This is a genomic window from Mesorhizobium kamtschaticum, assembly GCF_056174585.1.
The window spans coordinates 285,218-310,374 of sequence record NZ_JBWBWI020000003.1 but is presented as its reverse complement, the minus strand read 5'-3'; the positions used below and the strand labels follow the sequence as shown (position 1 = coordinate 310,374).

Annotated in this window: 29 protein-coding genes and 1 pseudogene; 7 read left to right on the top strand and 23 right to left on the bottom strand. The window is 60.9% G+C overall.

What is annotated here, in order from left to right; translation table 11 throughout:
* Positions 1 to 1,091 precede the first annotated feature (1,091 nt).
* The gene (locus tag AC0V7N_RS40585; protein ID WP_027054589.1) at positions 1,092 to 1,403 is read left to right on the top strand and encodes a DUF736 domain-containing protein; all 312 of its coding nucleotides are present in this window, start codon (positions 1,092 to 1,094) and stop codon (positions 1,401 to 1,403) included.
* Positions 1,404 to 1,652: 249 nt separating this feature from the next.
* Positions 1,653 to 2,501 carry a sunset domain-containing protein gene (locus tag AC0V7N_RS40580; RefSeq protein WP_496628541.1) on the top strand — a complete coding sequence of 283 codons (849 nt, stop codon included), beginning with the start codon at positions 1,653 to 1,655 and terminating at the stop codon, positions 2,499 to 2,501.
* Between the two features lie 450 nt (positions 2,502 to 2,951).
* On the opposite strand, the gene AC0V7N_RS40575 is transcribed toward AC0V7N_RS40580, so the two are convergent.
* From AC0V7N_RS40575 to AC0V7N_RS40565, 3 genes are all read right to left on the bottom strand, one after another.
* Complete coding sequence (locus AC0V7N_RS40575) at positions 2,952 to 3,239, bottom strand: WGR domain-containing protein (RefSeq protein WP_496628540.1); 288 nt, start codon at positions 3,237 to 3,239, stop codon at positions 2,952 to 2,954.
* A 210-nt stretch (positions 3,240 to 3,449) separates the two neighbouring features.
* A complete protein-coding gene (locus AC0V7N_RS40570) occupies positions 3,450 to 3,791 on the bottom strand; it encodes a hypothetical protein (RefSeq protein WP_496628539.1) in 342 nt (113 codons plus the stop codon).
* Positions 3,788 to 4,480 (bottom strand): nucleotide-binding protein, encoded by a 693-nt coding sequence (locus AC0V7N_RS40565; RefSeq protein ID WP_496628538.1) that lies wholly within the window; start codon positions 4,478 to 4,480, stop codon positions 3,788 to 3,790. Before AC0V7N_RS40565 ends, AC0V7N_RS40570 begins: the two co-directional genes overlap by 4 nt.
* A gap of 420 nt (positions 4,481 to 4,900) precedes the next feature.
* Here AC0V7N_RS40565 and AC0V7N_RS40560 point away from each other — a divergent pair, with 420 nt between their 5' ends.
* A complete protein-coding gene (locus tag AC0V7N_RS40560) occupies positions 4,901 to 5,218 on the top strand; it encodes a hypothetical protein (protein WP_496628537.1) in 318 nt (105 codons plus the stop codon).
* Positions 5,215 to 6,951 (top strand): relaxase/mobilization nuclease domain-containing protein, encoded by a 1,737-nt coding sequence (locus tag AC0V7N_RS40555; RefSeq protein WP_496628536.1) that lies wholly within the window; start codon positions 5,215 to 5,217, stop codon positions 6,949 to 6,951. Before AC0V7N_RS40560 ends, AC0V7N_RS40555 begins: the two co-directional genes overlap by 4 nt.
* 26 nt (positions 6,952 to 6,977) lie before the next feature.
* On the opposite strand, the gene AC0V7N_RS40550 is transcribed toward AC0V7N_RS40555, so the two are convergent.
* A complete protein-coding gene (locus AC0V7N_RS40550; protein ID WP_496628535.1) occupies positions 6,978 to 7,253 on the bottom strand; it encodes a hypothetical protein in 276 nt (91 codons plus the stop codon).
* Between the two features lie 9 nt (positions 7,254 to 7,262).
* Between AC0V7N_RS40550 and AC0V7N_RS40545 the strand changes: the two genes are divergently transcribed.
* Positions 7,263 to 7,484 carry a hypothetical protein gene (locus AC0V7N_RS40545; RefSeq protein WP_245498787.1) on the top strand — a complete coding sequence of 74 codons (222 nt, stop codon included), beginning with the start codon at positions 7,263 to 7,265 and terminating at the stop codon, positions 7,482 to 7,484.
* A 131-nt stretch (positions 7,485 to 7,615) separates the two neighbouring features.
* Here AC0V7N_RS40545 and AC0V7N_RS40540 read toward each other — a convergent pair whose 3' ends face one another.
* The 15 genes from AC0V7N_RS40540 to AC0V7N_RS40470 all read right to left on the bottom strand — a co-directional run bounded on the left by AC0V7N_RS40540 (position 7,616) and on the right by AC0V7N_RS40470 (position 21,514).
* Positions 7,616 to 7,897: a helix-turn-helix domain-containing protein gene (locus tag AC0V7N_RS40540; protein WP_006205593.1), complete on the bottom strand. Its 282-nt coding sequence runs from the start codon at positions 7,895 to 7,897 to the stop codon at positions 7,616 to 7,618.
* A complete protein-coding gene (locus tag AC0V7N_RS40535; RefSeq protein WP_496628532.1) occupies positions 7,894 to 8,217 on the bottom strand; it encodes a type II toxin-antitoxin system RelE/ParE family toxin in 324 nt (107 codons plus the stop codon). The genes AC0V7N_RS40540 and AC0V7N_RS40535 overlap by 4 nt, the downstream gene beginning before the upstream one ends.
* Before the next feature lie 272 nt (positions 8,218 to 8,489).
* Positions 8,490 to 10,817 (bottom strand): type IV secretory system conjugative DNA transfer family protein, encoded by a 2,328-nt coding sequence (locus AC0V7N_RS40530; protein ID WP_496628531.1) that lies wholly within the window; start codon positions 10,815 to 10,817, stop codon positions 8,490 to 8,492.
* Positions 10,795 to 11,841, bottom strand: a complete 1,047-nt coding sequence (virB11, locus tag AC0V7N_RS40525) for a P-type DNA transfer ATPase VirB11 (RefSeq protein WP_496628530.1) — start codon at positions 11,839 to 11,841, stop codon at positions 10,795 to 10,797. Before virB11 ends, AC0V7N_RS40530 begins: the two co-directional genes overlap by 23 nt.
* Entirely contained in the window at positions 11,807 to 13,141 is a 1,335-nt protein-coding gene (gene virB10 / locus AC0V7N_RS40520; RefSeq protein WP_258580741.1) for a type IV secretion system protein VirB10, read from the bottom strand. Before virB10 ends, virB11 begins: the two co-directional genes overlap by 35 nt.
* 7 nt (positions 13,142 to 13,148) lie before the next feature.
* Positions 13,149 to 13,985, bottom strand: coding sequence for a P-type conjugative transfer protein VirB9 (gene virB9, locus AC0V7N_RS40515; protein ID WP_496628529.1), 837 nt, complete (start codon positions 13,983 to 13,985; stop codon positions 13,149 to 13,151).
* Positions 13,982 to 14,713 carry a VirB8 family type IV secretion system protein gene (locus AC0V7N_RS40510; RefSeq protein WP_258580743.1) on the bottom strand — a complete coding sequence of 244 codons (732 nt, stop codon included), beginning with the start codon at positions 14,711 to 14,713 and terminating at the stop codon, positions 13,982 to 13,984. The genes virB9 and AC0V7N_RS40510 overlap by 4 nt, the downstream gene beginning before the upstream one ends.
* Before the next feature lie 13 nt (positions 14,714 to 14,726).
* Positions 14,727 to 15,797 carry a TrbL/VirB6 family protein gene (locus AC0V7N_RS40505; protein WP_464614899.1) on the bottom strand — a complete coding sequence of 357 codons (1,071 nt, stop codon included), beginning with the start codon at positions 15,795 to 15,797 and terminating at the stop codon, positions 14,727 to 14,729.
* Complete coding sequence (locus AC0V7N_RS40500) at positions 15,794 to 16,027, bottom strand: hypothetical protein (RefSeq protein ID WP_496628528.1); 234 nt, start codon at positions 16,025 to 16,027, stop codon at positions 15,794 to 15,796. The genes AC0V7N_RS40505 and AC0V7N_RS40500 overlap by 4 nt, the downstream gene beginning before the upstream one ends.
* Positions 16,024 to 16,707: a type IV secretion system protein gene (locus AC0V7N_RS40495; RefSeq protein ID WP_496628527.1), complete on the bottom strand. Its 684-nt coding sequence runs from the start codon at positions 16,705 to 16,707 to the stop codon at positions 16,024 to 16,026. The genes AC0V7N_RS40500 and AC0V7N_RS40495 overlap by 4 nt, the downstream gene beginning before the upstream one ends.
* A 41-nt stretch (positions 16,708 to 16,748) precedes the next feature.
* Complete coding sequence (locus AC0V7N_RS40490; RefSeq protein WP_496628526.1) at positions 16,749 to 17,570, bottom strand: hypothetical protein; 822 nt, start codon at positions 17,568 to 17,570, stop codon at positions 16,749 to 16,751.
* A gap of 56 nt (positions 17,571 to 17,626) precedes the next feature.
* Complete coding sequence (locus AC0V7N_RS40485; protein ID WP_496628524.1) at positions 17,627 to 20,038, bottom strand: VirB4 family type IV secretion/conjugal transfer ATPase; 2,412 nt, start codon at positions 20,036 to 20,038, stop codon at positions 17,627 to 17,629.
* Between the two features lies 1 nt (position 20,039).
* The gene (locus tag AC0V7N_RS40480) at positions 20,040 to 20,348 is read right to left on the bottom strand and encodes a VirB3 family type IV secretion system protein (RefSeq protein WP_496628522.1); all 309 of its coding nucleotides are present in this window, start codon (positions 20,346 to 20,348) and stop codon (positions 20,040 to 20,042) included.
* 5 nt (positions 20,349 to 20,353) lie between these two features.
* Positions 20,354 to 20,617 (bottom strand): TrbC/VirB2 family type IV secretion system protein, encoded by a 264-nt coding sequence (locus tag AC0V7N_RS40475; protein ID WP_244426096.1) that lies wholly within the window; start codon positions 20,615 to 20,617, stop codon positions 20,354 to 20,356.
* 39 nt (positions 20,618 to 20,656) lie between these two features.
* Positions 20,657 to 21,514, bottom strand: coding sequence for a transglycosylase SLT domain-containing protein (locus tag AC0V7N_RS40470; protein ID WP_496628520.1), 858 nt, complete (start codon positions 21,512 to 21,514; stop codon positions 20,657 to 20,659).
* A 95-nt stretch (positions 21,515 to 21,609) separates the two neighbouring features.
* On the opposite strand from AC0V7N_RS40470, the gene AC0V7N_RS40465 reads away from it, so the two are divergent.
* Positions 21,610 to 22,143, top strand: coding sequence for a hypothetical protein (locus AC0V7N_RS40465; protein WP_496628518.1), 534 nt, complete (start codon positions 21,610 to 21,612; stop codon positions 22,141 to 22,143).
* The gene (locus tag AC0V7N_RS40460; protein WP_496628517.1) at positions 22,143 to 22,742 is read left to right on the top strand and encodes a thermonuclease family protein; all 600 of its coding nucleotides are present in this window, start codon (positions 22,143 to 22,145) and stop codon (positions 22,740 to 22,742) included. Before AC0V7N_RS40465 ends, AC0V7N_RS40460 begins: the two co-directional genes overlap by 1 nt.
* Here AC0V7N_RS40460 and AC0V7N_RS40455 read toward each other — a convergent pair.
* From AC0V7N_RS40455 to AC0V7N_RS40440, 4 genes and pseudogenes are all read right to left on the bottom strand, one after another.
* Positions 22,699 to 22,983, bottom strand: a complete 285-nt coding sequence (locus AC0V7N_RS40455; protein WP_496628516.1) for a hypothetical protein — start codon at positions 22,981 to 22,983, stop codon at positions 22,699 to 22,701. The genes AC0V7N_RS40460 and AC0V7N_RS40455 overlap by 44 nt on opposite strands.
* Before the next feature lie 149 nt (positions 22,984 to 23,132).
* Complete coding sequence (locus AC0V7N_RS40450) at positions 23,133 to 24,359, bottom strand: DUF1173 family protein (RefSeq protein WP_496628515.1); 1,227 nt, start codon at positions 24,357 to 24,359, stop codon at positions 23,133 to 23,135.
* A gap of 238 nt (positions 24,360 to 24,597) precedes the next feature.
* A pseudogene (locus tag AC0V7N_RS40445) lies at positions 24,598 to 24,759 on the bottom strand (thiamine phosphate synthase); the annotation flags it as partial.
* 118 nt (positions 24,760 to 24,877) lie between these two features.
* Positions 24,878 to 25,135, bottom strand: coding sequence for a hypothetical protein (locus AC0V7N_RS40440; protein ID WP_496628514.1), 258 nt, complete (start codon positions 25,133 to 25,135; stop codon positions 24,878 to 24,880).
* Positions 25,136 to 25,157: the final 22 nt, after the last annotated feature.

Genomic DNA, 25,157 nt, shown 5'->3' with positions numbered 1-25,157 from the left:
GCAAGCGTTGGGCATCGATTCCCGCTTCTACCCGCACCGTCGACCGGCGCGCCAATGTCTTGATCGGCGTGACCCGCTGGCAGTGCACGACCACAGCCGGCGGATCGAAACGATCCCGTGCCGGTTAGCCTCACGCGCTGGCGCTCGCTGCAGCATCCGGTCGCCACTCAATGGCTCGGAATCCGCCCAAAAGCGCCTGCATCGGCTGCCCCATCTACGCCAACAGCCTCTGGCGATCCATGCGTGACAATGACGCCGAGGCATGTCCCCGATGCTGTCGACGTTGACCGGGCAACTCGCACCGGCCTGCGCGGTATCGGCGGCGAGGTCTTTCTGCACCGATCCGGCGTTCCCCTTGGCGAAGTCGGTTTGTCGACGGCACAGGCCAGCTCGATTTGTTAATGTGAAGGGATGTGCGCCGTGTGATCGTCCAGCCTGGCAAGCGTCGTTGGCTACACCGGCACTGCACAGCAGGCTGAAGGCCCCGCCTTGCGGCGGACGCCTGTTCGGGCGGTAACCCGGAGCCGAAGCCTGATCAGCCGGCCCGTACCGGCGTCCAATCCAAGATGGCTATCGACGACTGCTATGCGGCCGTTCCTGCTTGAAGCAGCAGATTACCGGGCTCCTGGAGATTCGCCTCTCGGCCCCGTCGTCGTTCGACCGATATGAGGAGGCGGGTGCGTCTCTTTCCGATTGTGGCTGTCCGTCGTTTCGCAATGACGCGTGACGTGGACGGCCGGGCTTGATGGCGCCCCACCGTGGCTGCGGTTGCGGTGATCATGCCGATTTGCTTCGCCTGTCGTCCGTGGCCGGGGTTTCATGGAAGGGCGCACCACCTGCGTCCTCGATGTGGCTGGTCTGACCGAAGGCCGTCTTCGCTTCGCTTCGCCTCGTTCTCAAACCCGCAACAGCCGGTCGTGACTTTCTTCCCCTGCTGGCTTCGCCATCATTCCTCGCGGAACAAGAAAGCCTCGCCCTGGCTGCCCTTCACTGTCGTTCCGGCCCTTCGGGTGCGGGCCGATCGCCTCCGGTCTGTCGACCGCCATCGAGGTCGCGGTGGTCGCGGCCCGAGAAACTCAAGGAGACGACAAATGGCTACCATCGGCACTTTCACCTCAAACGGCAACTCCGGCTTTTCCGGAGCCATCAAGACCCTCAACCTCAACGTCAAGGCCAAGCTGATCCGCGTCGAGAACCCTTCCGACAAAGGCCCTCACTTCCGCGTCTACTCGGGTAGCGTCGATCTCGGAGCCGCCTGGCAGAAGGTCTCCAACGAGGGCCGCGACTACCTCTCGGTCAAGCTGGACGACCCGAGCTTCCCCGCTCCGATCTACGCCACCCTGATCGAGGTGGAAGGCGAGGAAGGCCTGCAGCTGATCTGGTCTCGCCCCAACCGGGACTGATCGCCTCGACGAGGGCTCCGCCGCAAGGCGGGGCCTTCGGCCGTTCCCAAACGAACGCCGGCAGGCGGACGGAGCAAGAAGGCCGCAGGCACGGCCAACATGGCGGATGCGTATGGAAGCCGTTTCATTACAGCTCCTAGAGCGGCAATGTGCCTCCGATTTAAAAACGGGCGAGCCGTTGAGCGGTTCCGATAGGATTGTGGACTTTCCGTGTATTTTGGGGCGCATTCTTGCGCCGGGGAGAAGGGCTTGGATAAATCCCGCTATAATGATTGGTCGAGCCCGTGGCGCAAGCGTACTGCCGCAGGACGCACGCTCGTACGGCGCTGGGCCAGCGTGCCGATGCGGCTGGTCTTCGTGACCATGGCTGCGGCTTTCGCTCTGGTGACGCAGTTTGTCATGCATAACAGCGGATCGCTGCCGGAAATCAATCTGCAGAACTTAATCAAGCCGAGGCCGGCAGCAATTGCTGGGATCGCATCTGTGATCGACGGCGACACGATCGAGATCCATGGCCAGCGCATTCGCTTCAATGGTATCGATGCACCGGAGTCAGCACAGCAGTGCGACGACGCCAACGGCTTCCAGTATCAATGTGGCGCCAAGTATGCCGCCGCTCTCGATGCCTTTCTCGCCGCCTCCCGACCGACCCAGTGCATGTTTGTGTCATGGGATCGGTACGGCCGCTATGTCGGCAATTGTAGCCGGGCCGATGGGGTCAGCGTCGCCGCCTGGATGGTCGAGAACGGCCAAGCTCTTGATTGGCCGAAATACAGCCAAGGTGCCTACGCCATGCTACAGGAGAAGGCCAAGGCGGCAAGGGTTGGCATCTGGGCAGGAACGTTTGAAGCGCCTTGGGATTGGCGTGCCGAGCATCGCGCTGACAACGAACAGCCATCGACGATCGCTCCCCTGCTCGCAGCGTCGCCCAGTGCCTGCAATATCAAGGGCAACATCAACGCCCGCGGTGAGCACATCTATCACATGCCCGGCCAAGAGTATTACGATCGCACGGTCATAACGACCAGCAAGGGAGAGCGGTGGTTCTGCAGCGCGGAAGAGGCGGTGGCCGCCGGTTGGCGCAAAGCAAAGCGTTAAGCCACAGGGGCAGGTGTTGCCCTGTTTTTTACTGCGCTGGCGCGGGCGGCGCAACATAGGCGAAGGCCCCGAAACTGCGACAATGCGGCAGCAGCATCAAGATCACTGATTTCCGACTGGCGACATCGACCCGGCGCGGGCGACATCGCGCCCGCGCCGGGTCGACGGCAAGGTGGTCAAGGCGAAAACGGCTAGACCGAGCAGGGTCACCCAATGGCACCGCATCAAGTGCTTCAACAGCCTCGCCGAAACTTGGCAGAAGCACGCAAGGGCATGACGGTCGCGGTCTTGGGCGCATCCACTACACCAGTGGACGGACAACGCGGCATCGAGCGCTACAGCTCCGAAATCGTTGTCGGCGCCGTCGAATTCCCCGCTTGACCCAAGCGCGACAGCTCCAACCAGAGCGAGGACACGAACGACTTCGCCTGGCTCCCGTCGCCCCAGCGGCTACCCTGTCAACCAGACGGGATCGCTTCTGCGCGTCGGGTAGGTGGATCGCGGCTGATAGCCGCGCATCCGCTTGGCGCGCAGCAGCGCGAGGAAAAGTTCGACGGCTTCGCCCTCGGTATCAAAGGAGTGCTGTACCGTGCGGCCGGTGGTTCCGATCCGACCCCAACGCCGGACCAGGCAGGTCTGGCCGAACAGGGTCTCCTCGATCGACAGCGCATAGAAGCGCGCCATGTTCCGATCCGCGTCGCGGCGTTCGATACAGAGGCGATAGAGCTGCGCGATCATTGCAGACAGAATCGCGCAGCCGGACGCGCGCGTCCAATGAATGGTTTGAATCAGCAGACGCGGATCGATTCGCTTTGGTGATGGATGGAACCGAGCGTCAGTCGTTCAACAGCGTCTTTGATGGCCCTTCCCGGAGAGATGTAGCCAATCCACGTTGGCCCGTATCGTGCGCGGTCGGTCGTAACGATCGACGCTGATGGACGCGTCTGGCTACTTCGGCTGCCGGGCAAGGAATTCCGTTATCAGACCCTGAACCACCTCCTGCATGGTTGTCCTGTTGCGCGCGCAATGGACCTGCAGCTCGATCATCTCCGAGACCGGAATGCGCGTGTGCAGCCGGGCTGTCCCGCCGTCTGCCTTTGGCCTTTCAATCTTCGCTTTCGCCTCTCTGGCAGACCGGGTTCTCGTCTGCTGCTCCAGGTTGTCCGTTTCGCTGATGCTGGATTCCACTATGGCAGCCATGTTGCGCGAGAACGGATCATCCGAACGGGCACGCGGTTTCAAGGCAGGCAGCGGCAATTGGTTTGCGGTCCGATCGCTTTTCTCGTTCATTGCGGGGTGGCTCCGTTCAGTTTGCTGATGATCTCGGCGGTCAGGGCATTCGTCTGGTCGCGAGCGTCCTGCACCGCCTTGTTCACAGGCTGGACTTCGTAAAGCGTCCCGGCGGTTGCGATTGAGGCGAAGGTCGGCCGTTGCGACAAAAAGGTCTCAAGCACACTGGCATCAGCCTGCCGCAGCAACTGGATCGCTGTGCGGAAGGCCATCGTGTTGTGCTCGATCCCCGAAACCATGTTGAGCATCACCGCGTAGGGAATTTCGCGATGGCGTCCGCCAAGCGAGCGGATGTGCCGGATCAGACCGAGGCATTGCTTGACATCGAAGACGTGCGCTTTCGTCGGGATCAGCACGAAGTCGGCGTTGGCGACGGCTGGTCCCAGGGCAGCCACGGCCGTGCCTTGGACGTCGACCAGCAGCAGGTCCTCGGCGTCGGATTGCGCCAGGCGATCGATCAGTTCGTCGGTCGAGCCGATGGGAATGACGTCGATGTTTGAAAGAGCGTACCCGGCGCGGCGACTGTTTTTGCTCCACTCCAGCGCTGACAGTTGCGGATCAGTGTCGAGCACCGTCACCCGATGACCGGCGGCGGCGAACTCGCCAGCGAGCAGGATGGTGGTCATGGTCTTGCCGACCCCGCCTTTGGGAGAGGCCACTGTGATTTGCACCGCGCGTTGTTCCGGCATTGTTTTTTCCTAATGTTCGCGTTCGACTTTGGCGTCAAGGCACATAGGTGATTTGGCGCCAAAGTGACTTTCTTGCGTTTTGCCTATGCGCCGATGCAACAAAGTGCGAAGGCGCATAAGTGCCTATGTGATAATATGAATTTGCGCATCGGTGCAATGTCCCGGGATGCAGAGGCGGCTCGGGAGCGACACATCAGTGAGTCAGTATAATGTTGCGTATTGAATTGACAAGATACGCAATTTGGGTCCAAATTGGCTGAGCAGGTCGTCGCTTCGCTTCGACCTGGACCGTCTTCGACGTGAGGCCCATCCGCCATAGCGAGGAATTTTGGACACCAGCGCCGCCCACAAGGACACTCGAAAGCGTTCCCGGATCGATATCGGCCGGAGGCAGGCGCGCTCCTGGATGAGGCCTGCAAGGTGTTCCAGCTTGACCGAGCGGAGACGTTGCGGCGCATTATCCGGGCCAGCCTGGATGTCGGTCCCGCTCTGTCAGCTGAGAATTCACGCACCGTCGCGGCGTTGGCCTCGCAACTCCGGATGGTCGGCCGAAACCTCAGCCAGCTTCTCCATGCCATTCATTCCGGCCACGCTGCCCCCATGGAGGCGGCGTTGCCGATATGGGAAGCGCTGGATGAGAGGGTGAAAGCTGTCGACGCCGAATTGACGGCGATGACGATCGCGCATGGCCTGAAACTTCGGAAGGCGGCGCATCTGCTGGATGGTGAGGGCGCGTGAACCTCGACCAGTCTTCCATACAGGCCATAGCCGATCGAATTCGCGCGAGCGCGGCTTTTGAAGACGAGAACCGCAAGCGCCGGCATCGGGCCATGTTGTCCTTTGCTGGAAATGACGATGATGGTTTGCTCAAGACGATTCGCAGCCGGAAGGGGGAGGGCGGTTTCGGGGCAAGCCAGCCACCTGAACCGGCCGTGCCGCGCTCGTCTCCCGGGGAGCTGGAGCCGCCGCGCGGTAAAGCCGGGCGACTAAACCTCGCCCCGCCAACGAAGCGGCGGAAGCTCGCCGGCGGACCTGCACCGAGGGCCGCTGCCGACAAGCTGGCGGCCGGGTATCAGCCGGCCGTTCTGAAGGTGATTTCCTACGGGCATGGCGTCACAAGGGCAGCCGCCATCGGTCAATATATCCAGAAGGAGGGCGTCGCGCTCGAGACGCATGACGCGCGTATCCTGGCAACGCAGGAAGCCGTTGCCGAGGAAATGAAACAGTGGGGCAAGGGTTTCGACAAGCGGCGGGAGAGCGAGGATGTGGCGACGTTTCGGCTTTCGCTGGCAGGGCAGGAGAATGCCGAGCGCCTTTCACAGGCAGTTCAGGCAGGTTTCGCCGGCCACGGTTTCGCCTATCGTATCGACACACTGCAGGACGGATCGAGCGTCGCGCGCGTCGTCGCGACCATGGCCGGACACAGCGTCGTGAAAGGTGAGAACGGGGACGACAAGGTGAAGCATCGGTTTCACCTTTCCGATCGACGCCAGCATGATCGCCAGTTCTCGGCCCCCACCCGGGTCATGATCGCCTCGCGGATCTCCGAGGCGCTTGGGGTCAAGGAGGATGCCGTTTCGGTGAAGCCAATTGGGGAACCCAGCCACGGCAAAGCCGGTGTCGTGTTCCAGCTCTCGCGCCTTACCCATGACGGAGCGGCGATCGGCGGCGACGGCGCCGCGATCGCGTCTGAGGAGGCGGTTCGGCAGACCGCGCAGTCCTGGGACAAGACGCTGAATTCCTACAAGCCTCGCGACACCATGCACATGATCCTGTCGGCCAAGGCGGGCGAGGACAGGCAAGCTCTGGTGAGGGCCGCACGTGGGTTCCTGCATGAGCAGTTCCCCAATCACAAATTCGCCTTCGGCATGCATGCCGATATGGCCGAGGAGGGCGGCCATATTCATGTCCATGCCATCGTCGCCGTGAAGGGTGAGGACGGTGAGCGCTTGCGACCAGGCCCGGCCCAGCTTCGTGAATGGCGCGCGCTCTATGCCCAGCACGCACAAGCGCAGGGCATGAAAATCGTCGCGACTTCCGCGGCCTATCGGGCGTCATCACAAAGCTATGGTCCGCGCGACAAGGCGATAGTGGCCACGGCCGAGAAGCCGCGGCCGGGCAGGGAGGCGCGGGACCGCGCCTACGCCCGTGCAAACCCGCACGTCATCGAGAAAGCCCGCCAGCGGATCAACCACGCAAAGGCCAACCCGATAAAGATTCCGATTTCGGCGCGCCAGCTGCAGGCCACCCAGACAGGCCTTCAGGAATGGCACTCAGTCGCCGCATCTCAGCCGGATAACACGATAGCGAGTCACTTCAATGATCGGATGACGCAAGCCGTCCGATCCGGTACTGTTGTGGTCGCTATCCGAGATGGAAAGGGTGTTCAAATGAGTTCAGATGCCACCGCGGACCAGATGCGGGAAAACCTAAAGAGATCAACGAGACCGTTAACAAGACAGCGGCGATGATGAATGGGCAAGCCAAAGCGGAGTTCTTACGGCGCGCGGCGCCCACCATGGAGCTGCTTGCGATCCGGACGGATCTCAAATCCCTGCAGGAAGGAGGCGTCACGCATGTCAGTGAAGACCAGGCCCATCGGATTGCCGGCGCACGCGCCGAAGCTTTGATCCATCGCGCCCAGGAGATCGAAGCGGCTGAGCGGCTTGAGGCCGATCGCGCTCGCGAGATCCGCAACCGCGCCATCGAGCAGGAGATCCGCGACGAACGAGCCGGATCGGCTGATCCGACCTCGCTTGAGCAGGTTGCGCAAGACCGCGAAATGGTGCGCAACGCCGAAAGCATCGCTGCGAAGGAAGCCCGCGAGGCACAAGCCGCAAGCGAAGCCGCGCGTGCATTGGCGCAGAATCCTAACGAGCGGCTTGATCCCGAGATCGTCAAAGGCGAACGGCTCGAAGAACTGCAGCGCCTGCAGTCGAGGAGCATCAACACCGCTCCGGTCGAAGGCGAAGAGCCGGATTCACAAAAGCCGCAAAAGCAGTAGTCGCCTCGTCATGCAGCACTGCGTGGGCTCGTTGTTCCCTAACCGGGCTCTGGCTGGGGCTCCGTTCGGCCCACGCTCGCGTCCAAACGCGGATGTACTCCGAGGAAAGGCGAGGATTAGACACCTCGTGATTATGCAACCTCCTTCACCCGGATTTCTATATCCAAGTGAGCGGAGGCGGCGATGTTGACGAGCGCGTCAAGCGAGAACTTGGCGAGCTTACCGCGCAGCAGATCATTGATACGAGGGCGCGTCAGGCCGAGCCGCTTGGCGGCTTCCTCCTGGGGAATGCCCCAACGCTGGACTGCCTTACGGATTTCGTAGAGCAGCGCCGAGCGCGCTTTAAGGTTTGCTGCCTCCTGTTCGGTGTCCGCCAGGGCGTCCCAGACGTTCTCATAGATTTCTACATTCATCGTTCTGCCTTCCATCGTTTTAGCCGTTGAGCCGCTAGATCGAGGTCTTTCCTGGATGTGGCCTGTGTCTTCTTCTGGAATGCATGAAGCACCAAAACGCGGTCTTCCAGGGTTGCCAGATAGATGACGCGAAACGCTCCGGATGCCTCCCGAACCCTGATTTCCCTGACGCCGGCCGCTACGATCTGCATAGGTTTCCAGTCGTCGGGATCGTCGCCGCGCTGGACAAGTTCGAGCTGCCAGCCGGCCTCTATCCGCGCATCGTCAGGAAACGCTCGAACATCCGCTCTGCTGCTTCCAAGCCATTCAATCACCTTCATCGCGCGCACTGTATCGGTATTGATACAGGTTGGCTAGAATGAAAATCAATCGCATTTTACGGACCAGCAATCAGCCTCACTTGCCCACCAAGAACCGGATTTGCCGATCCTGCCAGATCCTCGCCAGCGGGCTCACACATACCACCGAGGGCTCAAGGAAACCGTTCGATGCGCCCCTTATATCGGATAGGGAACCCTTCGTTTTGTTCTCATGTCTCGACATGGGCACCGAACGCACAAAGCGCTCTTTGTATTCAACTGAATTTCACGTCCTAGCGATCGCCGTGACGTCTAATTTGATCCTGCAACGCCTCAATAGCGGCTGACGGCACCTCGTCGACATCTTCGCTATCCACTGACGGCGACAGTGAACGAGCGTCGGCCTCCACCTCCTGATCGAGCGATGCGAGCAGCGCGGCGATCGACGTGGACTTGTTTCCCGGCCGGACTTGGAATTGCAGGACACTGGCCTTGCCCACAAACGCACTCGGGTCAGACGCGTTTAATGCTGCCGGCGCCGATCGCCGGCCAAGGGTGGGAAGCGGCCGCGGCGCATCATCGGCCGTCTGATCGGTCCGCTTCGGTTTCAACTCAGGAACTTCAGCGGCGACCTCACTCTTTGCGTCAGTCTCACCGCCCGTCGGACGGCCTGAGCTTGGCAGCGCCCGCGGTGCGTCCGAGCTGTTGCTATTCACTTTCGGCTTTGACTCCACAGGATCAACCCCTTCAGCCGCCGCACCAGTCGCCGGCGGCACCGCATCGGCATAGGCTGCATCGCCCGAAACCGGCGCTTCGACGGTATCAGGGTCCCTTAGCTCGAAAGGCATGGCTGGCGTACTTTTAGCCACCGCTTCGACCTCCGCCATGGGGCGCAGTGGAAGATCCTGCCATCGGCTAAGAGGCGGCACTTTCAGGCGCCGGTGGCGAAATTCCCGGTAGGTCGCCTTATAGGGAGCGTCCTTATAGTAGGTGACCTTGCGCACCATGAAACCAGGTGCGCTCGGCACCAGAACCACGGCCTGCTTCGCTGGCATCTGTCGAAGCTCCGCCGCCGTCCGGAGCGGCCTTTCCTGATAACTTAAACTCTTATCTCGGGCGCCGAATATACCTTGACCGGCTCTGATAATCGGTGTGGGCACCTCGATCGTGGTCGGTCCCAGCATTACAGAGACATATTCCGATGTCTCCACGTCGTTCATGCGGATAAAAAGCTTCACCTGGCACGCGGACACCGTGGTCTGCCGCGTCGCTTTTCCATAGACTTCGTCGAGCTGGGCGAGGTCCTGCAGGACAAGGACCATGCGGAAGCCATAGCCCGCGTTGATCGCCAGCTTGGACACTATAGACTCCATTTTGCCGAGTTGGCGAAACTCGTCGATCATCACCAGGACCTGGTAGGGCTCGTCCGGGCCCGGCAAGGAGGCCATCAGCACATCATGGATTTGCTGGACCAAGATTTTGATGATGGGCCGGAACACGTCGAGCTGGGCCACCGAGCAGCCGATGAAGAGAGCCGTCGGGTCCTTGCGAAGCTTCGAGATATCGAAATCCGTCGACGCCGTAGCGGCCGCAACGAGGTCATTGGTCCAGGGATTGAGAGCCGCCGTCAGGTTGAAGTAGGCCGAGTTTCGCGTTTCCTTTTCCAGCGCAATGAACTGGTTGAGCCCCTGCACGACCCACGAAGGCAGATATTTTTCCTCGTCATTGCGGATATTCGTCAGCACCCTGAGAAAATCCACGCCGGTCGAAAGAAGCATCGCGACGGCGCGCAAATGACGCTGCCCCTCATAGCGTGGTGACGTCAGAACATAGCCGATCATGGCCGAAAGCAGCTGCCGGCCGGCGCGCGCCCAGATCTCGGAACTTCCTGTCGCCTCCGGGATGATGAAGGAGGAGACCACCGCGCAGTCCGTCGGCATGCGCGCATCGCGCCGGATGAAATCCAGCGGATTGTAGCGATGCGAATCCCGCTCGCCGGGAGAAAAGAAAAAGACCTTGTCGCCGAGAGCCTGCCGGTGTGCACCGAACGCCTCGAAGTTCTCCCGCTTCGGATCGAACCACACCGAGGATCCTCGCCACATATAACCGTTCGGAATGACAAAGCTGACGCCCTTGCCGGATCGGGTCGGCCCGACCACCAGGACGTGCGCGGGATCATCCGAGCGGATCGTCGCCCCACCCATCTTGCCGAGGATCAAGCCTTGCTTTGCCAGCAGGTTTTTCTTTTCGGCGTCCATGATCGTGCCGAACCGCGCATCGCCGTAGTGCTTTGGCTTGCGGTTGATCAGGCTTGCAAAGATCAGGCCGACGCCGATCGCCACGACAACCGCGACCGCGATCGCGCCGCGGATGATCGTCTCGCTCTGCGTGGGATGATAGGCCAGGCGCTGACTGAAATGCTGCCAGGCAACGAACAGGCCACTTAAGCTGCGTTGCGCGTTCTGGTACTTTAGAAGCCCCCAGCGCGAGGCGCCTTCAGAGGGGAGGGCGGGATTCCACCGCCATGTCGCCACCAGCTCGTAGGCCAGGCTCCAAAGGGCAAGGAAGGCGGCGAGGCCGATGAGGCCGAGGAGAAGCCTATAAGCGAATACGCGAGACATTCTGGGGAACCTTTCTGGCGGCTCTCCATTCGGTCATGCGGTTGAACCAGATCGCCGAAGTTCCGCGCCAGCCGCCCCGGCGCGTTTGTTGGATCACAATCGGCAGGACGGACCGCACGTAATCGATGATCTCTGCCTTGCTCAGCCCGAGCCCAGCCTGCATGACCATCAAGGCTAGCTGCTCAAACGCACCGGTCGGGCTGTCCGCATGGATCGTCGTGATCGATCCGGGATGACCTGTGTTGACGGCGCGCAAGAACGAATAGGCTTCCGCTCCCCGGATCTCGCCCAGGAAGATTCGATCCGGCCGCAACCGCATGGCGGCTTGCAGCAGCGTTTCAACGGTCACGTGCGCCAGGCCCTGCTCGCCCTTTGATGCGACGAGGGGCAGATAGTTGGGCTGGTGTGGTTTAACCTCTCGCGTATCCTCAATGGTGAGGATCCGCTCATCCGAAGGCACCTCGTGCAAAATCGCGTTCAGAAACGTCGTTTTGCCCGACGATGTGCCTCCTGAAAGCAAGATCGAATACCGTTCCCGCACGGCCAGGCGGAGGAAATCCTCGATCTTGCCGGCGTCGAGATATTCGCAAAGGGCGCTGTCGGTCTCGCTCAATTCGCCGGGATCCTGGACGGAGATCGTATCGAACGACCCCCGCTTCCGGTAATCATCAAGGCGCATATCCTTCACGACCTGCTTGCGGATCGCGAAGGCGCCTCCTGTCGGCGTCGCCGGCGCAAGCACGCCCTGGAAGCGTTCGCCGCCGGGGAGGGCGGCCGAAAGCAAGGGATTTTCCTCGCTGATCGATTGCGAGGATGATGCCGCTATACGTTCCATGAGGTAAGTGATCGCGGCGCGGTCGAGCTCGGGGACGTCGAAGGGCTCCATATGTGTCGAGCCAACAATTTCGACCCACACAAGTCCAGGCCCGTTCGCACAGATTTCGACCACGCGATCGTCGTCGAGCCAGCGCCGCACCGGCTCCAGCGCCTTATTTAGAAAGACGGTTCTTTGCTGCCCGCTCACGTCGTATCTCCGTCAACGCCTCGCGTACCGGGTCCGGATAGAACTCCGAAAAATCGAGGTCCCGGCGGACGAACACCATGATGCGCGACCCCTGATCGACATGGATCGTGGGCGCGATATTGATCGAATTTCGAAGCGCCTCTTCGGCAATGCGGTTGAGGCTTTGTGAGACCTGTTGCGCGCCGATCTGGCGGGCGCTCTGCAGGTATTGATTGGGCTGCGTCTGGATTGTCACCGTCTGTCCGGTCTGCGGGTCCGTGGAGGTCTGGTTGGTGTTTGACCCATTCTGGTCGTTGCCAAGGTTGGCGATGAATTGTGTCGCACCGCCCACGACACTTAAAAGGATCGCCGAGCCGAAGCGCTCGAAATAATGGTTGTCGACCTCGCCCGGCATGCCGCTGCGACCGAGCTCGTCGGTGCCCGTCGAACCGAGCTGCACCGACATGCCGTCCGATCGAAGCAGGCGTGTCCACACTATGAACACCCGCGTTTGGCCGGTTGCGAGGCCACTGCGATATTCACCGATAAGGCGGGAGCCAGCGGGGATCAAAACCCTGCGACCGTCGAACGACCACACATCCTCCGACACGACGGCCCGAACCATACCGGCAAGATCGCTCTGGATCGCGGTCTCGAGTACGCCCTTGATCATCGTCCCTTGGGCGACCAGAGCGTCCGTGCGCGGGTTCATCGTGGCCTTCGATGTATCCGCTCCGCTCTGGCTCGCCCTTGCCAAAAAACGCCGATTGGGGTCCTCCTCGCCCTCGCCTGCGTTTCCGGCCGCCGCTGCATCCGTACCATTGCCGCCCAGTGCTGACGCACTGCCAGGCGCATCGCCGCTATCGACGACGAGTTGCTTGGCGCGCAGGCGCTCCCATTTGCGCCGCTCCTCTTCTTCTTGCCTGCGCCGTTCTTCCTCAGCCAGACGACGGGCCTCGGAATCATCCTGCACCTGTGGTGGAGCTGCAGGCGGTTGCAAGGCTGGCGGAGGGGGAGGCGGAGCCTCTATCGTCGACGGCGGCTGCGCCGGCGCAGCCGGCGGCTCCTCGGGAGCCGTCGGGATTTTCAGGGTCCCGTTGTCAAGCTGGGGACGCGGCGTATCGAGCCCAGGTGCGGGAAACTGTGTGGTGTGAAACTCCTCGCCATCCGACGCCGTCAACAGCGGCTTGTCTGGCGCACGCGTCGCCGCATAGATCATCCAGCCGGCGAAGACCACCGCACCCAGCGGCACCACGATCTTGAAGAATGTGCTCGCCCCGAATTTTGGCGGGGCGACCGCCGTGCCTTCCTCGGCGAGCATTCTGTACTCATTGGGAGATGGCATCAGGCCCCCTCACTTTCCGAACAGTCCCACCGCCGACACGCTGCGGCTCGTAAGGTTCAAGCCCGGTCGGTTCGTTCACATTGTTCAGTCTCAGATTGAAGACGCAGGTTGCTTCGTTGCCGTTGCGCAGCGTCCATTGGTAATTGACCTTGTCGACGACGATGTACGCGCCCTCGCGGCGATAATTCACAAGGGTCTCATTGCGCTCGCTGTCGACGACATAGATCGCCGGCACTTCCCTTGCCGGATCGAAGCGGAACCAGGTCTTCACGCCGTCGTCGTAGATCACGAGCGGCTTATTTGCCGACGACCCCTTGTAGGCATAGGACGAGTTGGCGTTTTCGGCCTTGAAACCCTGCCGGTTCGGCTGCGCCGCCCGGGCCCGGGCTTCGTCCATCAGCGCCGCGTCCGACGCCTCTTCGGGATAGCGAAATTTGATCGCATAGACCTGTTGCGCAACCGGCCGAAACTCGCCGTTGAGGAAGAACACATAGCTGCGCTTGTTCGTCAGGACGTTGAGATTTCCGCCCGCATTCTTCTCGATCGGCTTCACAAACAGCACATTGCCCTTCTTGTTGGGCTCGATGCTCCAGGCCGGGACGTCGCCAGCGCCGAGGGTTTCGATTTTCTCGTCATCGCCGAATTCGATCATGGTCGAGGCGCCATAGCTGGCCGGCACCGACACCACATCGTCCTCCTGATACCAGACGAAGCGAATGCGACTGTCACGAGATCCCGCCCGAGGGGTCTGTTCGGCAAGGGCCGGCTGAACCGCGCAAACGCCGAGCCCGATTGCCATCAGGATGGCGGCGACCTTCATTGCGGTGTCTCCGCGGTGGGTGCCGGCGCCGTCTCCTGATCGCGCCGATATTCGAGCACCTGGAAGCCGAGCGGATTTTGAAAGCGGATCTCGTTTTTGGCCGGCACGCCGGTGTAGCGGAACCGGATCAACGACACCCAATGCCGCTGCACGGTGTTCGCCTGGCTCTTTTCCTCCGTCATGAACCGGACCAGGGCGGTCCTTTGGTTGGGAAATGTCACGGACTTCACGGTCACAGCCACGACGGTGTTTCGCCCGTACAGCACGACGGGGTTCGTCACCTTGTTTGCCGGGCTGAAAAGCTCGACGAGCTCCCTCGAGGCATCGCCGGCGCTCAGCAATTGCGCGAGATCGAAGTTGTCCTTCAGCGCCTTCGGATCGTAGGTCTCGCGAGCCTTCACATAACGGACGATATCGAACATCCCCATCGACTCGTCCTGCTGCAAAGGACCGTCGGCCAGCGGCCGCTTGACCTCGACAAACCCGGTGGATTTGTCGACCACCACCATGTAGGGCTCATAAGTCTTGAGCGGCAGCGCAAGGATCAGCGCGCCCACCGCTGCAACGGCAATGACCGAGGCGACGCTTGCCACACACCACGCCAGAGATCGCGACCAGCGATTGCGCCGCGCGATATCTTTTTCCCAGATTGCCGCATCCACGTAGTACGGCAAGGGAGACTCGGTTTCCTTCGCCGGTCGCCCAGCGTTTTCCTTCACATCGCTCATTGGTGCCCCAAACCTATGCGGGATCCGTCAGCTTTCGGGAAAGCCGTGCATATTCCGCTGAATTCTCATACCTTCTCTGTGCGAGGCTCACGCGTGCCCGCTCGCGACCCGCCAGGCGTTCCTGCCGGGTGCTCCAGCCCAAGCGTCCCATCAGCCTGCGCTGACCGGCTTGGCCCATCGCTGCGAAGGCGCCGCCGTAGAAGCGCCCAAACGAAGGCGTTCCAATACCAATTCCGCCCGCGAGAGAGGCGGCAACGTTGGTGATTTGCGACAGCAGCAGCACGCCAACAAGGCAGATCAGGATCAGCGGCGCGGCTTCGGTCAAGGTCGTTGTCGCAGCGCCGTTCGACCGGTTGACCGCGTCGAAATAAGTCTGGGTGATCGAGATGAAGAAGGCACAGAATGCGTAGACCAGTATCTGCACACACATGTACTGCACGATCGCGGTTACCCAGCCGGCGAAGAACCGGGTCGTGTAGCCGAACAGCATAAGAATGATGAACACTGGGGCGAGCGCCAGCAAAAGCCAAAGAAAGATCTTCGACAGGATGATGAGGAAGATCGCATAACCGATGAGCAGCGCGCCGACGACAAGGATGATCGCCGCCAGCACGTAGCCGCCGAAGTTCAACACCCCAAGGCTCTTGATAAAGGCGGAGGTGGAATTGGCGAGCGAATCCCAGATATTTTGCAGGGCCGTCTGCACCGAGTTGACGGAGTTCAGTCCGGCCGATGTCCCGGTCACATTGGCCGAAACGCTCGTCAGAAGGCTGTTCCCGATCGCGGAAGGTGTCTCATTCGCGAACGAATAGGCATATGTCTGAAAGTCCCCCCAGCTCGTCGCCAGAGCGTAGATGACGAAGGCGCGGAACAGGCGCCAGACCATCTCTTTTCCCGATCCGGTCGAGGTTCCCTGCCAGATGCCGATGGCCCAGAATATCACGTACAGCGTCAGCATCAGGCCGGCGACGCCCACCTGTCCGCCGCCGGTCAGGGCCGACGCCAGGTTCTGGTAGGCTTGCGATACATAGTTATTGCCGAACTTGTCGACCTGTTGCAGAAGCGTCGTGATATTGAAGTTCATTTTTTTGCCATCCCACCTGGAAACAGAGATGGATCGCTATTGAGTGCCTTCATCGGACCGCACTCGAATGGCTTCTTCGCTTCTGTTCTTGGTTCGGGCGCCGCGAACGCCATCGGCTGCATCGGTCCCTCGTCGCGCGAGCATGGAGCCTTGAGCGGCTTGTGGCCGCACCCGGAGGTCGCGACAGCGCCAATGATGGCGGCCGCTGATAGAAGAAAGCGCACCGTCATTGGCCGGACTTGTATTCGAGCCCCCGCGAGGCCTGCGTGATCAGGTTCATACGATCGATGTTTTCCTGGTTGGCGGCAGCCGTAGCGGTGTTCACCGCGCCGATCAGCTCGTTCACGGTCAGACCCGTTTGCACCATGATCTGGCTGTTCTGATCGATCGAGCCCTTGATGTCCTGCGCCGTGCCGATCCGTTGAGCGCCCGACTGAAAAGCGCTGGAACGAGTCTTCACCCCATTTTGCGAGGAGTCCACCAGCCCGGTAACAGTGGCCGCGACGTTCACCAGGGCGCTGTAGTTCTTATCCATCTGCGTCGTCTGGCCATTGATCAGGCCCGAAATGGTTTTCACCAGCTGCAAGCCATTGATCATGTTCGAAACGATGCCCTGCGATCCATTGCCGAGGCCGGCGAACGACAACGAGCCGCCCGAGATCACGCTACCAAGCGAAGGCGCGTCCCCCATGGAGAAGCCGCCATTGCCCAAGGCCATCTGCGCGAGCTGGCCGGCCTGGCTCGACCGGTCGCCCGTGACGGCCTGCAGCGTCTTTTGCGTATAGTTCATGATGTTGCGGTCGGTGCTGAGGATCTCGCTCGTGGCCGATGCAATCTGCCGAGCCTGTTCCAGATTAGCCTCGTCGATCGTAGGCACCTGCGCAAAGGCGATGCCGCCAAAGCCAAGCAAGAGTGCCGCTGTTAACGGAATTCCACGCATAGCGCTTTCTCCTATTGAGCCTGATATTGCTTGACGGCCGACATCAGTTCGTCGGTCGTCATTGTGACGGGGGCGCTGTTCGCGTCCCTTTGGATTTGCGAAAGCATGGGCGAGACGTTTTCAACCGTGTCGGTCGTGCGCGGCACCGGGCATGCGCTGTCCGTCGAGGGGCAGCACGGGTTGCCGGCCGTGCCGCCGCCGCTCGTACCCCCCGGACAGCTCGTCGAGCCACCCGAGCCAGGCGGCGGGGACGCGGGAGTGGGCACCACCAGGCCGGAGGATCCCCGACTTGTCAGTGTGGCAGTGCCGATGTTTCGCACGTTGAAAGCTTGGGCGAAGAACCCTGTCGCCTGGATCACCTCGTTGAAGGTCAGCCCGCCTTGGGCGCGGATTGCACTGTTGCGGTCGAAGGCTTCCATGACCGTTTTGTCGGTCCCGATATCCTGACCCATGGTCTCGAAGGACTGCTTATTGGGGGCCACCGTTGACATGCTGCCATTCATGCCCCCGAGAACCTGACCGGTGATATCCAACTGGCCCCTTTCGCCCGCATTGCCGCCGACAGCGCCCGATCCCGACCCGGTCGAGGCGAACGCCGAAGAGCCCTTGATGTCCGGATTGGCCTGTTCCAAGGACGCCCGGCCACTCGCCGGATCGACCGAAGCCTTCGGGCTCTTCATGTTCTGCGCCTTTTTGGGTGTCGTTACCGAGCAATTGACGCCCTGCGTGGCGGACTTGGTATCCTCCTGGATGAGCTTGATCTGAACCTTGTCGGCCTTGTCCTCGCTCCGCTGCGACAGGATCGGGCTGTCAGAAACCGGCACGGCCGCCATCGCCGTCGATCCCGCGAACACCGTCACAAGTGCGGCCGTCGCGCCTATAATGGTCTTCATTCCGGGTCCCTCCCAAGAAAGATTGGCAACCAAACCTGCGGATCGTCGCCGACGCGCGCGCGTAGCGCGTCGAGCTCCTGAACCGTCTCAATTCGACCGGAGAGGATCTTGATCGCGTCAGGCATCGCGCCCAGATTGAGGCGCGCAATGACGCTGTCCTGATCATGCTTGATCAGGAATTTGCGGGCTTCAGGCGGGGTTTCGCGGATCCATTTGATCTCGCGCTCCGACAGCCCGAACGCCCTGTGCGATTCCTCGTCGGCCTTCGGGTTGGGGAAAAAGATATTGGTCGGCGTCTGTTCGATCAGCGTGTTGGCGATCGATGACTTCACGATATCCGCCGCTGACTGCGTGCCGAAGCCAATGATGCCATTCAGCTTACGAATGGTTTTCAGCTTGTCCTTGATGAAGTAGCTGAAAATATCATTGTCCAGGAGCTTCCAGCCTTCATCGAGGAAGATCATGACCGGTTGCCCGTCAAGCAGCTCCTCGATGCGATGGAAGATATAGAGCAAGGCCGCCGTGCTGGTCGTTGCGTCGCTCAACACGCTCGTCATGTCGAAGCCGAAAATGGACGACATCGAAAACGAGTCTTCCGCGTTGTTGAACAACCAACCGCGCTGATCCGGCCTCATCCATGGCTGCAAGCGCGAATAGAGGTCGTCATCGCCGGCGCGCATCGCACCGCGCAATAGCTCCGCGAACTCCTCCATGGTTCGGCCTTCCGGCGGCGCGCTCGCCACCTGGGCGATCGCGTTGCGGATGACTTGCTCCTCGCGCGTCGAGTGGGCGTATCCGTCGGATCGACGCAGCATGAAGCTGAAAAGCTGGAAGAGAAAATCCCGGTTGCGCGGCGTATCGGGCAGGCGCAACGGATTGAAGCCGGAAGGCTCCCCGGCCTTCAGAACCTCATAGCGGCCGCCAAGCGACCGCACGAAGATATCCAGGCCCCTATCCTTGTCGATCATCACCAGCTTGGGGCGCGGCGTGATGCGCTGCGCCTGTGCCGCGAGAAAGCCGAGCAGCACCGTCTTGCCCGAGCCCGAGGGACCGTTCAGGGTGAAGTTGCCGAGGTCTCGAACATGGAAGTTGAAGAAGTAGGCCGTTTGCGACGTCGTCTCGAGGACGCTTATCGGCGTTCCCCAATGCACCCCGCCAGCCCGGCCGCTCGGATAGTTATGAAAGGCGGAGAAGCCCGCCATGTTCTTCGATGAGATCATCGATTTGCGCGCCACATAGGCGAAATTGCCAGGCAGGGTGGCCCAGAACGCAGGTTCACAATTCAGGTCCTCGCGAACCCACAGGGCGGACACCTCCGTCAGCGCCGTGCCGACATCGGTCACGCAACGCGCCACGTCGTCCATGGTTTTCCCGAGGCACAGCACCGTCAGATGATGCAAGCCATAGAGCGCTTCCGAGGACAGAAGCTCATCGCGCGCTTCACCGAGTTGATCGGCCACGATCGAGCCTGCTTCATCCGACATGTCGATCTTGCGCCCGACCCGCTCCATCTGGGTCAGCGCCTGGGGCTTGTCGATGATGGCGAAGGATTGCGTGACGATGAATTCGTGCGGCACCTTCAGCATGGGGTTGAGCATCCCTGGTCCCGTAATGGAGGGGTACTCGCCTACGGAAATGATGGCGCCGTATCGCGTTTCGCCAGGGAACGCCCCGCGAATTTCCAGCGCATTCGGGCCGAAGAACAGCCGCTTCGTCGCTAGCGCCTCCGCGAGTTTCATGCGCGGCAGTGCCATCGGCCGCGGAAATCCGCCATTGACGAGCTGCACCAGGAATTCCAGCGGCTCGGAATGCCAAACGTCACTGCGCTTGACGACGGTGAGAACCCGCGCGCCATACGCCTGCAGGCTCTCTCGGACGGCTTTCATCACGTCCGTGAGTTCGATCAGCGCCCGCTCCTCGCTCGAAGAGCGACCGTCCGCAGCCCTCCGTCCCAAAAGCTTGCGGATCACGAGATCCGCCGTCCCGACCGTGCCTTGCAGCTCGCGCCGCACGATGGTCAGGTAGATATCGTTCACAAACATGCGCTGGGTGCGTAGGGCCGCCGTATAGCGCTGGTCCAGCTCTTGGCAGAACTTATTCTCGAAGCTCGACTCGATCGCGGGTTTCACCTCGCGGCGCAGGATATGCGAGTAGATCGCATAGCGGGAATTCGCCAACCCCCGAATGAGATCGTTGCGACCGAGCAGGCGCGAATTGATCTCGGCGATATCGATCGTCTCGAAGCATAGCCCGCTCATGTGAACGAAGGACATCAACATGCCGTCCTGCGTCTTGATCACCTCGTCGGACACATGCCGCGAGTAGGGTATATGGGCCGAAACCGGGTTCTCCCGACGAGATACGGCCCCGAAACTCAGTTCATCGCGAAGAGCCCGTGCGATCGCCACGTCACACCCGGTAACTGCGCGCGCCCCAGAAGCTGGCGCTCCGGGGCGGCATCTTTCGTGAACGGATGAACATGATCTCGATGAACATGGGATCGCGCATGATCGCGATCCTGGCAACCGCATAGAGCGGCACGCAGATAGAGAGCATGACCAGATTATGGGTTGCGAGGAACACGACAGCGGTCAACACGCCGATGAACCCCGCTAGCTCGTAGGGGATGCCGAGCACCGTCGGCGCTCGGGTCAAGCCCTTGACGAGAGGAGTGATCAACAATCTGGGCTCGCCAGGATCGATCCGGCCGTCTGCCATGCCGATCACCTGCCGACCGCGGATTGAAAGAATTCGACGATCTGGGCCGAGCCGAAGACCAGCACGATACCCAGGACCCAGCTGCCGGCCACAAACCATGACAGGCGTGCCGCCCAGGCCATGAAGCCCATGAAAATGCAGAACAGAACCGCCAAAGCCGTCGCGATCGGCCCGGTCAGGGTCTGCACCAACGTCTGCAGCGTGCTTTGCACCGGCTGGAGATTTCCGCCCCCAGCCATCGCCTGCGTTGCCAAGAGCATGAGCGGCATCGCCACACCAGTCTTCCATAAGGTCATCAAAGCTTCTCCTCAGTCAAAGTTTTGCACCATCCCGCCCTGCCAGACCGGCGCCGTCGCTTCGCGAGACGTCATTGTGCTGCCATTGCGAGAGTTGGTGCGGGATGTCGGATCATTTCGTTGATCCGCTGCGCCGGCCGCAGCCGGTTGAACGCCGGCCAGGTCAAGGCTCACCACCCCGGTGGGCATCACTGCCCCAGACCCGACCGATGGCCATTGGTAGAAATCGTTGATGACGTTGGCGACGTAGCCAACCGTCTCGGGGTAGGGCGGCACGCCCTTATATTTGAGAACCGCGATCTCGCCGGCATTGTAGGCGGCGAGCATGTATATCGGGTTCGGAAATTTGCGATGCAGATCCCGCAGAAAGCCGATCCCACCTTTCACATTATCCGCGGGATCGCAGATATTGACACCGTAGCTTACCGCCGTGGACGGCAGAAGCTGCATCAGGCCATAGGCCCCTTTGGGCGATAGCGCGCCGGAATTGAAGCGGCTTTCGGCCCGGGCAACCGCGAGGACGAGGGGCGGGGCAAAGCCTTGCTGGCGCGCGACCGCTTCGACGATCCGCTGTCCTTCTTCCTTCGACAGGGCAGCGACGCCGGGGCAGGGGTTGTCAGCCTTGGTCGATGTCACCGTAGCGGCCGCGCTGTCAGCGCTTCCCGCCGTACCGATCCGCTGCACGTCATGGCTCCCAACCTCAAAGGCCGGCATCACCCGGCCCTTCGAGTCGACAGCCGCGTTGACGATGCGACCGGTAGGTGCTGTGACGTTGCCCAGGAAATTCCCGGAAGCTTCCTGCGCAGACGCTGCTTGGCAGGTCACCAGGATCGCACCCGCTGCCAGTACCGTTCTGCGGGATCGAATCATTAAAATAACCCTGCGCCGTTGCCGATTCTGAAATGCTGAATTAATACAATGAATCGATGAACTGCAATCGCGAAAATGAGGCAGACACAATGAAAATGAGCAAGGTTCTTCCCGTTGTGGCGTTTTTGCCGACCTTGGCGGCTCTGTCCCCGGCGCCGGCCCATGCTGATGATTTTGGCTGCAAGGTCTTGCTGTGCATCCTCAACCCGCAGGGTTGGGCGAGCGTCGGGGAATGTGTGCCTCCGGTCGAGCGCGCTTTCCGTATGGTCGCGCATGGGGAGCCCTGGCCCCAGTGCCCCGAGGCCGGCAGTTCCGGTCGCATCGGATATGAGAAATTCAAACCCTGCCCAGACGGCACGATCGCCGTCTCGCCCGAGACGGAATCGAGCGGGAGCGACAACAGCTCTCGCTCACAAACTGTCTACAAGCCCGACAATAACGGCGCTTTCTGTGCTGCGCGGAATGCAACGAATGCCTCTTGGAACACGAACCCGAGAGGTTCGGGTTACGGTGCGCGTCCAACATCGGCCGTGACGCGGCGCGAGCAGAGGACGGAGCCAAACTATCTCGATCTCACAACGACCGACGGCAAACAACGGTTCTGGTTCAATCTGAGCAGGTATCAATAATGAAACGTGGCTTCGCCGCCGCCGGAATTCTCGCGGCCGTCCTCGCCAGTGTTCCGGCACTGGCCGAGGACAAATCCAATCCCTGGTTTCCGATCCCCGCCACGGCATCGTTCAGCACCGGCGACACCTGGACCTATGCCGGTGAGACCCACCGTCTCTACGGCGTTCAAGCCTGCCTGCGAGGCACATATTTCACAAATAGCGCAGGGGGGCATGTCGATTGCGGGGAGGCAAGCCTTGCAATGCTCGTCTCTCTCATCCGGGATCTCAAACCTCAATGCTACACGGCCGCTTGGCAGGCCGCGACCAAAACGCGCTTCGTCGTTTGCGTCGCGCAGCCTACTTCAGGTTCCGCGGCCGGTTCTCGCATCGATCTCGGCACGGCGCTGATCTCGACCGGCTGGGCGTTCGCGGCCGTCACTCCGACCGGCGCTCCGGTCCATGCTCCCTATATCGTCGCGCAGGAGGTCGCTAAAAGGCAGGACCTTGGCCTGTGGCAGTTTGCCGACGTGCCCGATCCGAATGCCATCATCCTCCGCGATATCCGAAACGCATCTAACCAGGCTGGTCAGTCTTCGAATCCGCCTGCAAATCGATAACCGGTCCCCGGCGCGTTGGATCATACCGTACATTCTGCTGAGGCCATCGCCGGACCAAGAACGCGACGGCAAGCGCAATCGCCGAAATCAATCCGAGAACAATAGCCGCGATCAGCCCCGGCTCTCGCCAAAACGATAGACTGTCCCACTGGTTCAAAAGCCGGGCGCCGGACAGCACCAAAATGAGGACTGTTGCGATGACAATGCCCGTTCCCGGATCCATGTCGAATTTCTTCAGCATCGCTTTTCTCCTTTTCGCACCCCCTGGTCACGGCCCCGATCAACGGTCGCTTTTAGCGTAAACACCGGCGCCAGGCGCAAGCCCCTAGGCTCAGCCTGCCCTCTGGGTGCGCCAGCCGTCGCCCGCGCTTCGGCTTTTCAATTGTTCGGTCAATATTCCAAAGCCTGCCTGCCGGGCGGAGCCGAAAGCCGCTGCTGTTTGCCCGGTAGCGCCGGTCGGGGGCCGCTTGCGTCCCAGCGCCAGGTCTCGAGCTCGCAGCTTGAAATCAGATGGTCGAATTCCGCCCGTACCGCCTCCTTGGCATCGTGCGGTACGACAAAAAGCGCGGTTCCCTGTTGGTCAACGTCGGTCAGAAGACCGAACGCCATCGGCACCGCCGGCAGCACGTTGTAGCGCAACGTTTTCACAAACCGCCGATGCTCCCCGGTCAGGACCTCGATCAATTCCTTTTCGTCGTTGTGCTGAAACGGAATCCAATTCTCCGTCACGTTCATCAAGCCGATTTCGTCGATCGACAGAATGCCGGACGGCGTCTGCATGACCGTTGCGATGGTGATCAGGTGCGAATTTTCGTGCAGTCGCCACAGGTCTAATTCAGCTGCAAAGCGCTTCGGCACTGCATTGAACATTTTCTCATCCAGGAAGAGCGGCGCGTCGGGCATATGCTTGATCGACAGCTTGCCACCAAACCGGGCGGGATCCAGCGATTTCACAATTCCGATCACGATCTTCTTGTGCTTCGCCTTAGCTGCCGCCGCGAAAGCCCGCTCCCGATCCGCTGCCAGGCGATCCTTGTGTTCAGGCGAGTACATTGCCGGCATAAACAGCAGCTCGCGCAACTGGAACTTCTGGCTCGACTTTGCATCGGCCGCGCCCCAAAGAAATTTCCGGACCAACCCCCAATTTCTTTTTCCCGCAAAGCCGGGCGCCATTAATGTCAGTTCCGCCTCTTCCCAGAGATAGTCAAGCAAGCCTCGCAGCGTGAGCTTCTTCGGATCGGCTTTCACGGTGTGGTGCGAAGTCCCCTCGCCGGATGACCCCTGCCGCGCCTTGCCTTGTGTCAGTGCAAAGGCCAGCTTCAGCCGCGCGGCCTCCGATGCAGGATCCTCAATGATCGCTTGACCCAGGACCTCCGCCTTTCCCGACAGGGCAAGGGGCAGTTCATAGCGATCACAGTCTACCGCATGGTCCTTGCCGGTGTTCGGCATGCGCTTGACGATCAATTCCTCGCCGACAGCGGCAATGTACATCGGCACTCCGGGATGGCGACACAAACACAAGACACGGGCCTGCTTGTCCCGCGCCTGACGCAAGAGCGTCTGAATTTCCGGATGCTGTGGGCCAACCGTGCGACCCAGAATAGCAAAGTCACTCATAAGGATGCCATCCGACTTTAGATCGTGTGCCCTATGATTAAATCATTGAACCGATATCTCATTCAACCCATTGGGCATCAACGATGCTTCCCATGGATTGACGTGGTTAGGCCTGGGTCGTCGCCGCGTCAGAGGGGTCGTCCATTCCACCGCCATCGCTTTCCCTTCGAACAAAGCGACGCTCATGGACTACGCGGGCCTAACAACCTGTATTCGACCCAGAGAAATTACCGGTCTCCCTCAACCCGTCGGCCCGTATCGCCAACAGGTTGACGGTCTGCAAATCCTCTTGGCCAAGATGCACGAAGTAGCGGCCTTCCTCGATTGCCAGGCGCCAGTGGTCGTTGACGATGAGCTGGCAGTGGTACTCGGCGCACGAAGCCTTTTGGAACTCGGGACGTCGCCTTGCGCAAAGGCGTCTAATCATTTGCGTTACCGTATCAGGCAGATCGCAGACCTGATGAAACAGGCGGACGGTCTGTGTGCGTGATTGAGCGGTTGCTGGCGTGTTGGGACTGTTAGAGTTTGAAGCGGCCAAGGCGCCGATCGTTGAGGCGGTATTGCCAGATGAGGTTCGGATCCTTGGGGTTGACGCCGGATGTCGACCATGCGGACCGCTCGAACTTTCCAGCGTCATGCAAAGGAGGATCGTCATCACAGCGCGACGGCTGTAACGACGAGCGAAGACGATAACGTCCGAGTTTGCGCGTCAGAAACGCGATGACACAGACGGCGGCGAGGGACAGGATCAAGAAAGCAGTGGAAAAGCTGAGCATGCGAAGGCCGGCTTCCTGATCG

What these genes read in the sequence shown, in the direction of transcription:
- AC0V7N_RS40585 (WP_027054589.1), top strand. Translation starts at nt 1,092, where the DNA reads ATGGCTACCATCGGCACTTTCACCTCAAACGGCAACTCCGGCTTTTCC.
- AC0V7N_RS40575 (WP_496628540.1), bottom strand. Translation starts at nt 3,239, where the DNA reads ATGATCGCGCAGCTCTATCGCCTCTGTATCGAACGCCGCGACGCGGAT.
- AC0V7N_RS40570 (WP_496628539.1), bottom strand. Translation starts at nt 3,791, where the DNA reads ATGAACGAGAAAAGCGATCGGACCGCAAACCAATTGCCGCTGCCTGCC.
- AC0V7N_RS40565 (WP_496628538.1), bottom strand. Translation starts at nt 4,480, where the DNA reads ATGCCGGAACAACGCGCGGTGCAAATCACAGTGGCCTCTCCCAAAGGC.
- AC0V7N_RS40545 (WP_245498787.1), top strand. Translation starts at nt 7,263, where the DNA reads ATGGTGCGCAACGCCGAAAGCATCGCTGCGAAGGAAGCCCGCGAGGCA.
- AC0V7N_RS40540 (WP_006205593.1), bottom strand. Translation starts at nt 7,897, where the DNA reads ATGAATGTAGAAATCTATGAGAACGTCTGGGACGCCCTGGCGGACACC.
- AC0V7N_RS40535 (WP_496628532.1), bottom strand. Translation starts at nt 8,217, where the DNA reads ATGAAGGTGATTGAATGGCTTGGAAGCAGCAGAGCGGATGTTCGAGCG.
- AC0V7N_RS40530 (WP_496628531.1), bottom strand. Translation starts at nt 10,817, where the DNA reads ATGTCTCGCGTATTCGCTTATAGGCTTCTCCTCGGCCTCATCGGCCTC.
- virB10 (WP_258580741.1), bottom strand. Translation starts at nt 13,141, where the DNA reads ATGCTCGCCGAGGAAGGCACGGCGGTCGCCCCGCCAAAATTCGGGGCG.
- virB9 (WP_496628529.1), bottom strand. Translation starts at nt 13,985, where the DNA reads ATGAAGGTCGCCGCCATCCTGATGGCAATCGGGCTCGGCGTTTGCGCG.
- AC0V7N_RS40510 (WP_258580743.1), bottom strand. Translation starts at nt 14,713, where the DNA reads ATGAGCGATGTGAAGGAAAACGCTGGGCGACCGGCGAAGGAAACCGAG.
- AC0V7N_RS40505 (WP_464614899.1), bottom strand. Translation starts at nt 15,797, where the DNA reads ATGAACTTCAATATCACGACGCTTCTGCAACAGGTCGACAAGTTCGGC.
- AC0V7N_RS40500 (WP_496628528.1), bottom strand. Translation starts at nt 16,027, where the DNA reads ATGACGGTGCGCTTTCTTCTATCAGCGGCCGCCATCATTGGCGCTGTC.
- AC0V7N_RS40490 (WP_496628526.1), bottom strand. Translation starts at nt 17,570, where the DNA reads ATGGCGGCCGTGCCGGTTTCTGACAGCCCGATCCTGTCGCAGCGGAGC.
- AC0V7N_RS40480 (WP_496628522.1), bottom strand. Translation starts at nt 20,348, where the DNA reads ATGGCAGACGGCCGGATCGATCCTGGCGAGCCCAGATTGTTGATCACT.
- AC0V7N_RS40475 (WP_244426096.1), bottom strand. Translation starts at nt 20,617, where the DNA reads ATGCCGCTCATGCTCTTGGCAACGCAGGCGATGGCTGGGGGCGGAAAT.
- AC0V7N_RS40470 (WP_496628520.1), bottom strand. Translation starts at nt 21,514, where the DNA reads ATGATTCGATCCCGCAGAACGGTACTGGCAGCGGGTGCGATCCTGGTG.
- AC0V7N_RS40465 (WP_496628518.1), top strand. Translation starts at nt 21,610, where the DNA reads ATGAGCAAGGTTCTTCCCGTTGTGGCGTTTTTGCCGACCTTGGCGGCT.
- AC0V7N_RS40460 (WP_496628517.1), top strand. Translation starts at nt 22,143, where the DNA reads ATGAAACGTGGCTTCGCCGCCGCCGGAATTCTCGCGGCCGTCCTCGCC.
- AC0V7N_RS40455 (WP_496628516.1), bottom strand. Translation starts at nt 22,983, where the DNA reads ATGCTGAAGAAATTCGACATGGATCCGGGAACGGGCATTGTCATCGCA.
- AC0V7N_RS40450 (WP_496628515.1), bottom strand. Translation starts at nt 24,359, where the DNA reads ATGAGTGACTTTGCTATTCTGGGTCGCACGGTTGGCCCACAGCATCCG.
- AC0V7N_RS40440 (WP_496628514.1), bottom strand. Translation starts at nt 25,135, where the DNA reads ATGCTCAGCTTTTCCACTGCTTTCTTGATCCTGTCCCTCGCCGCCGTC.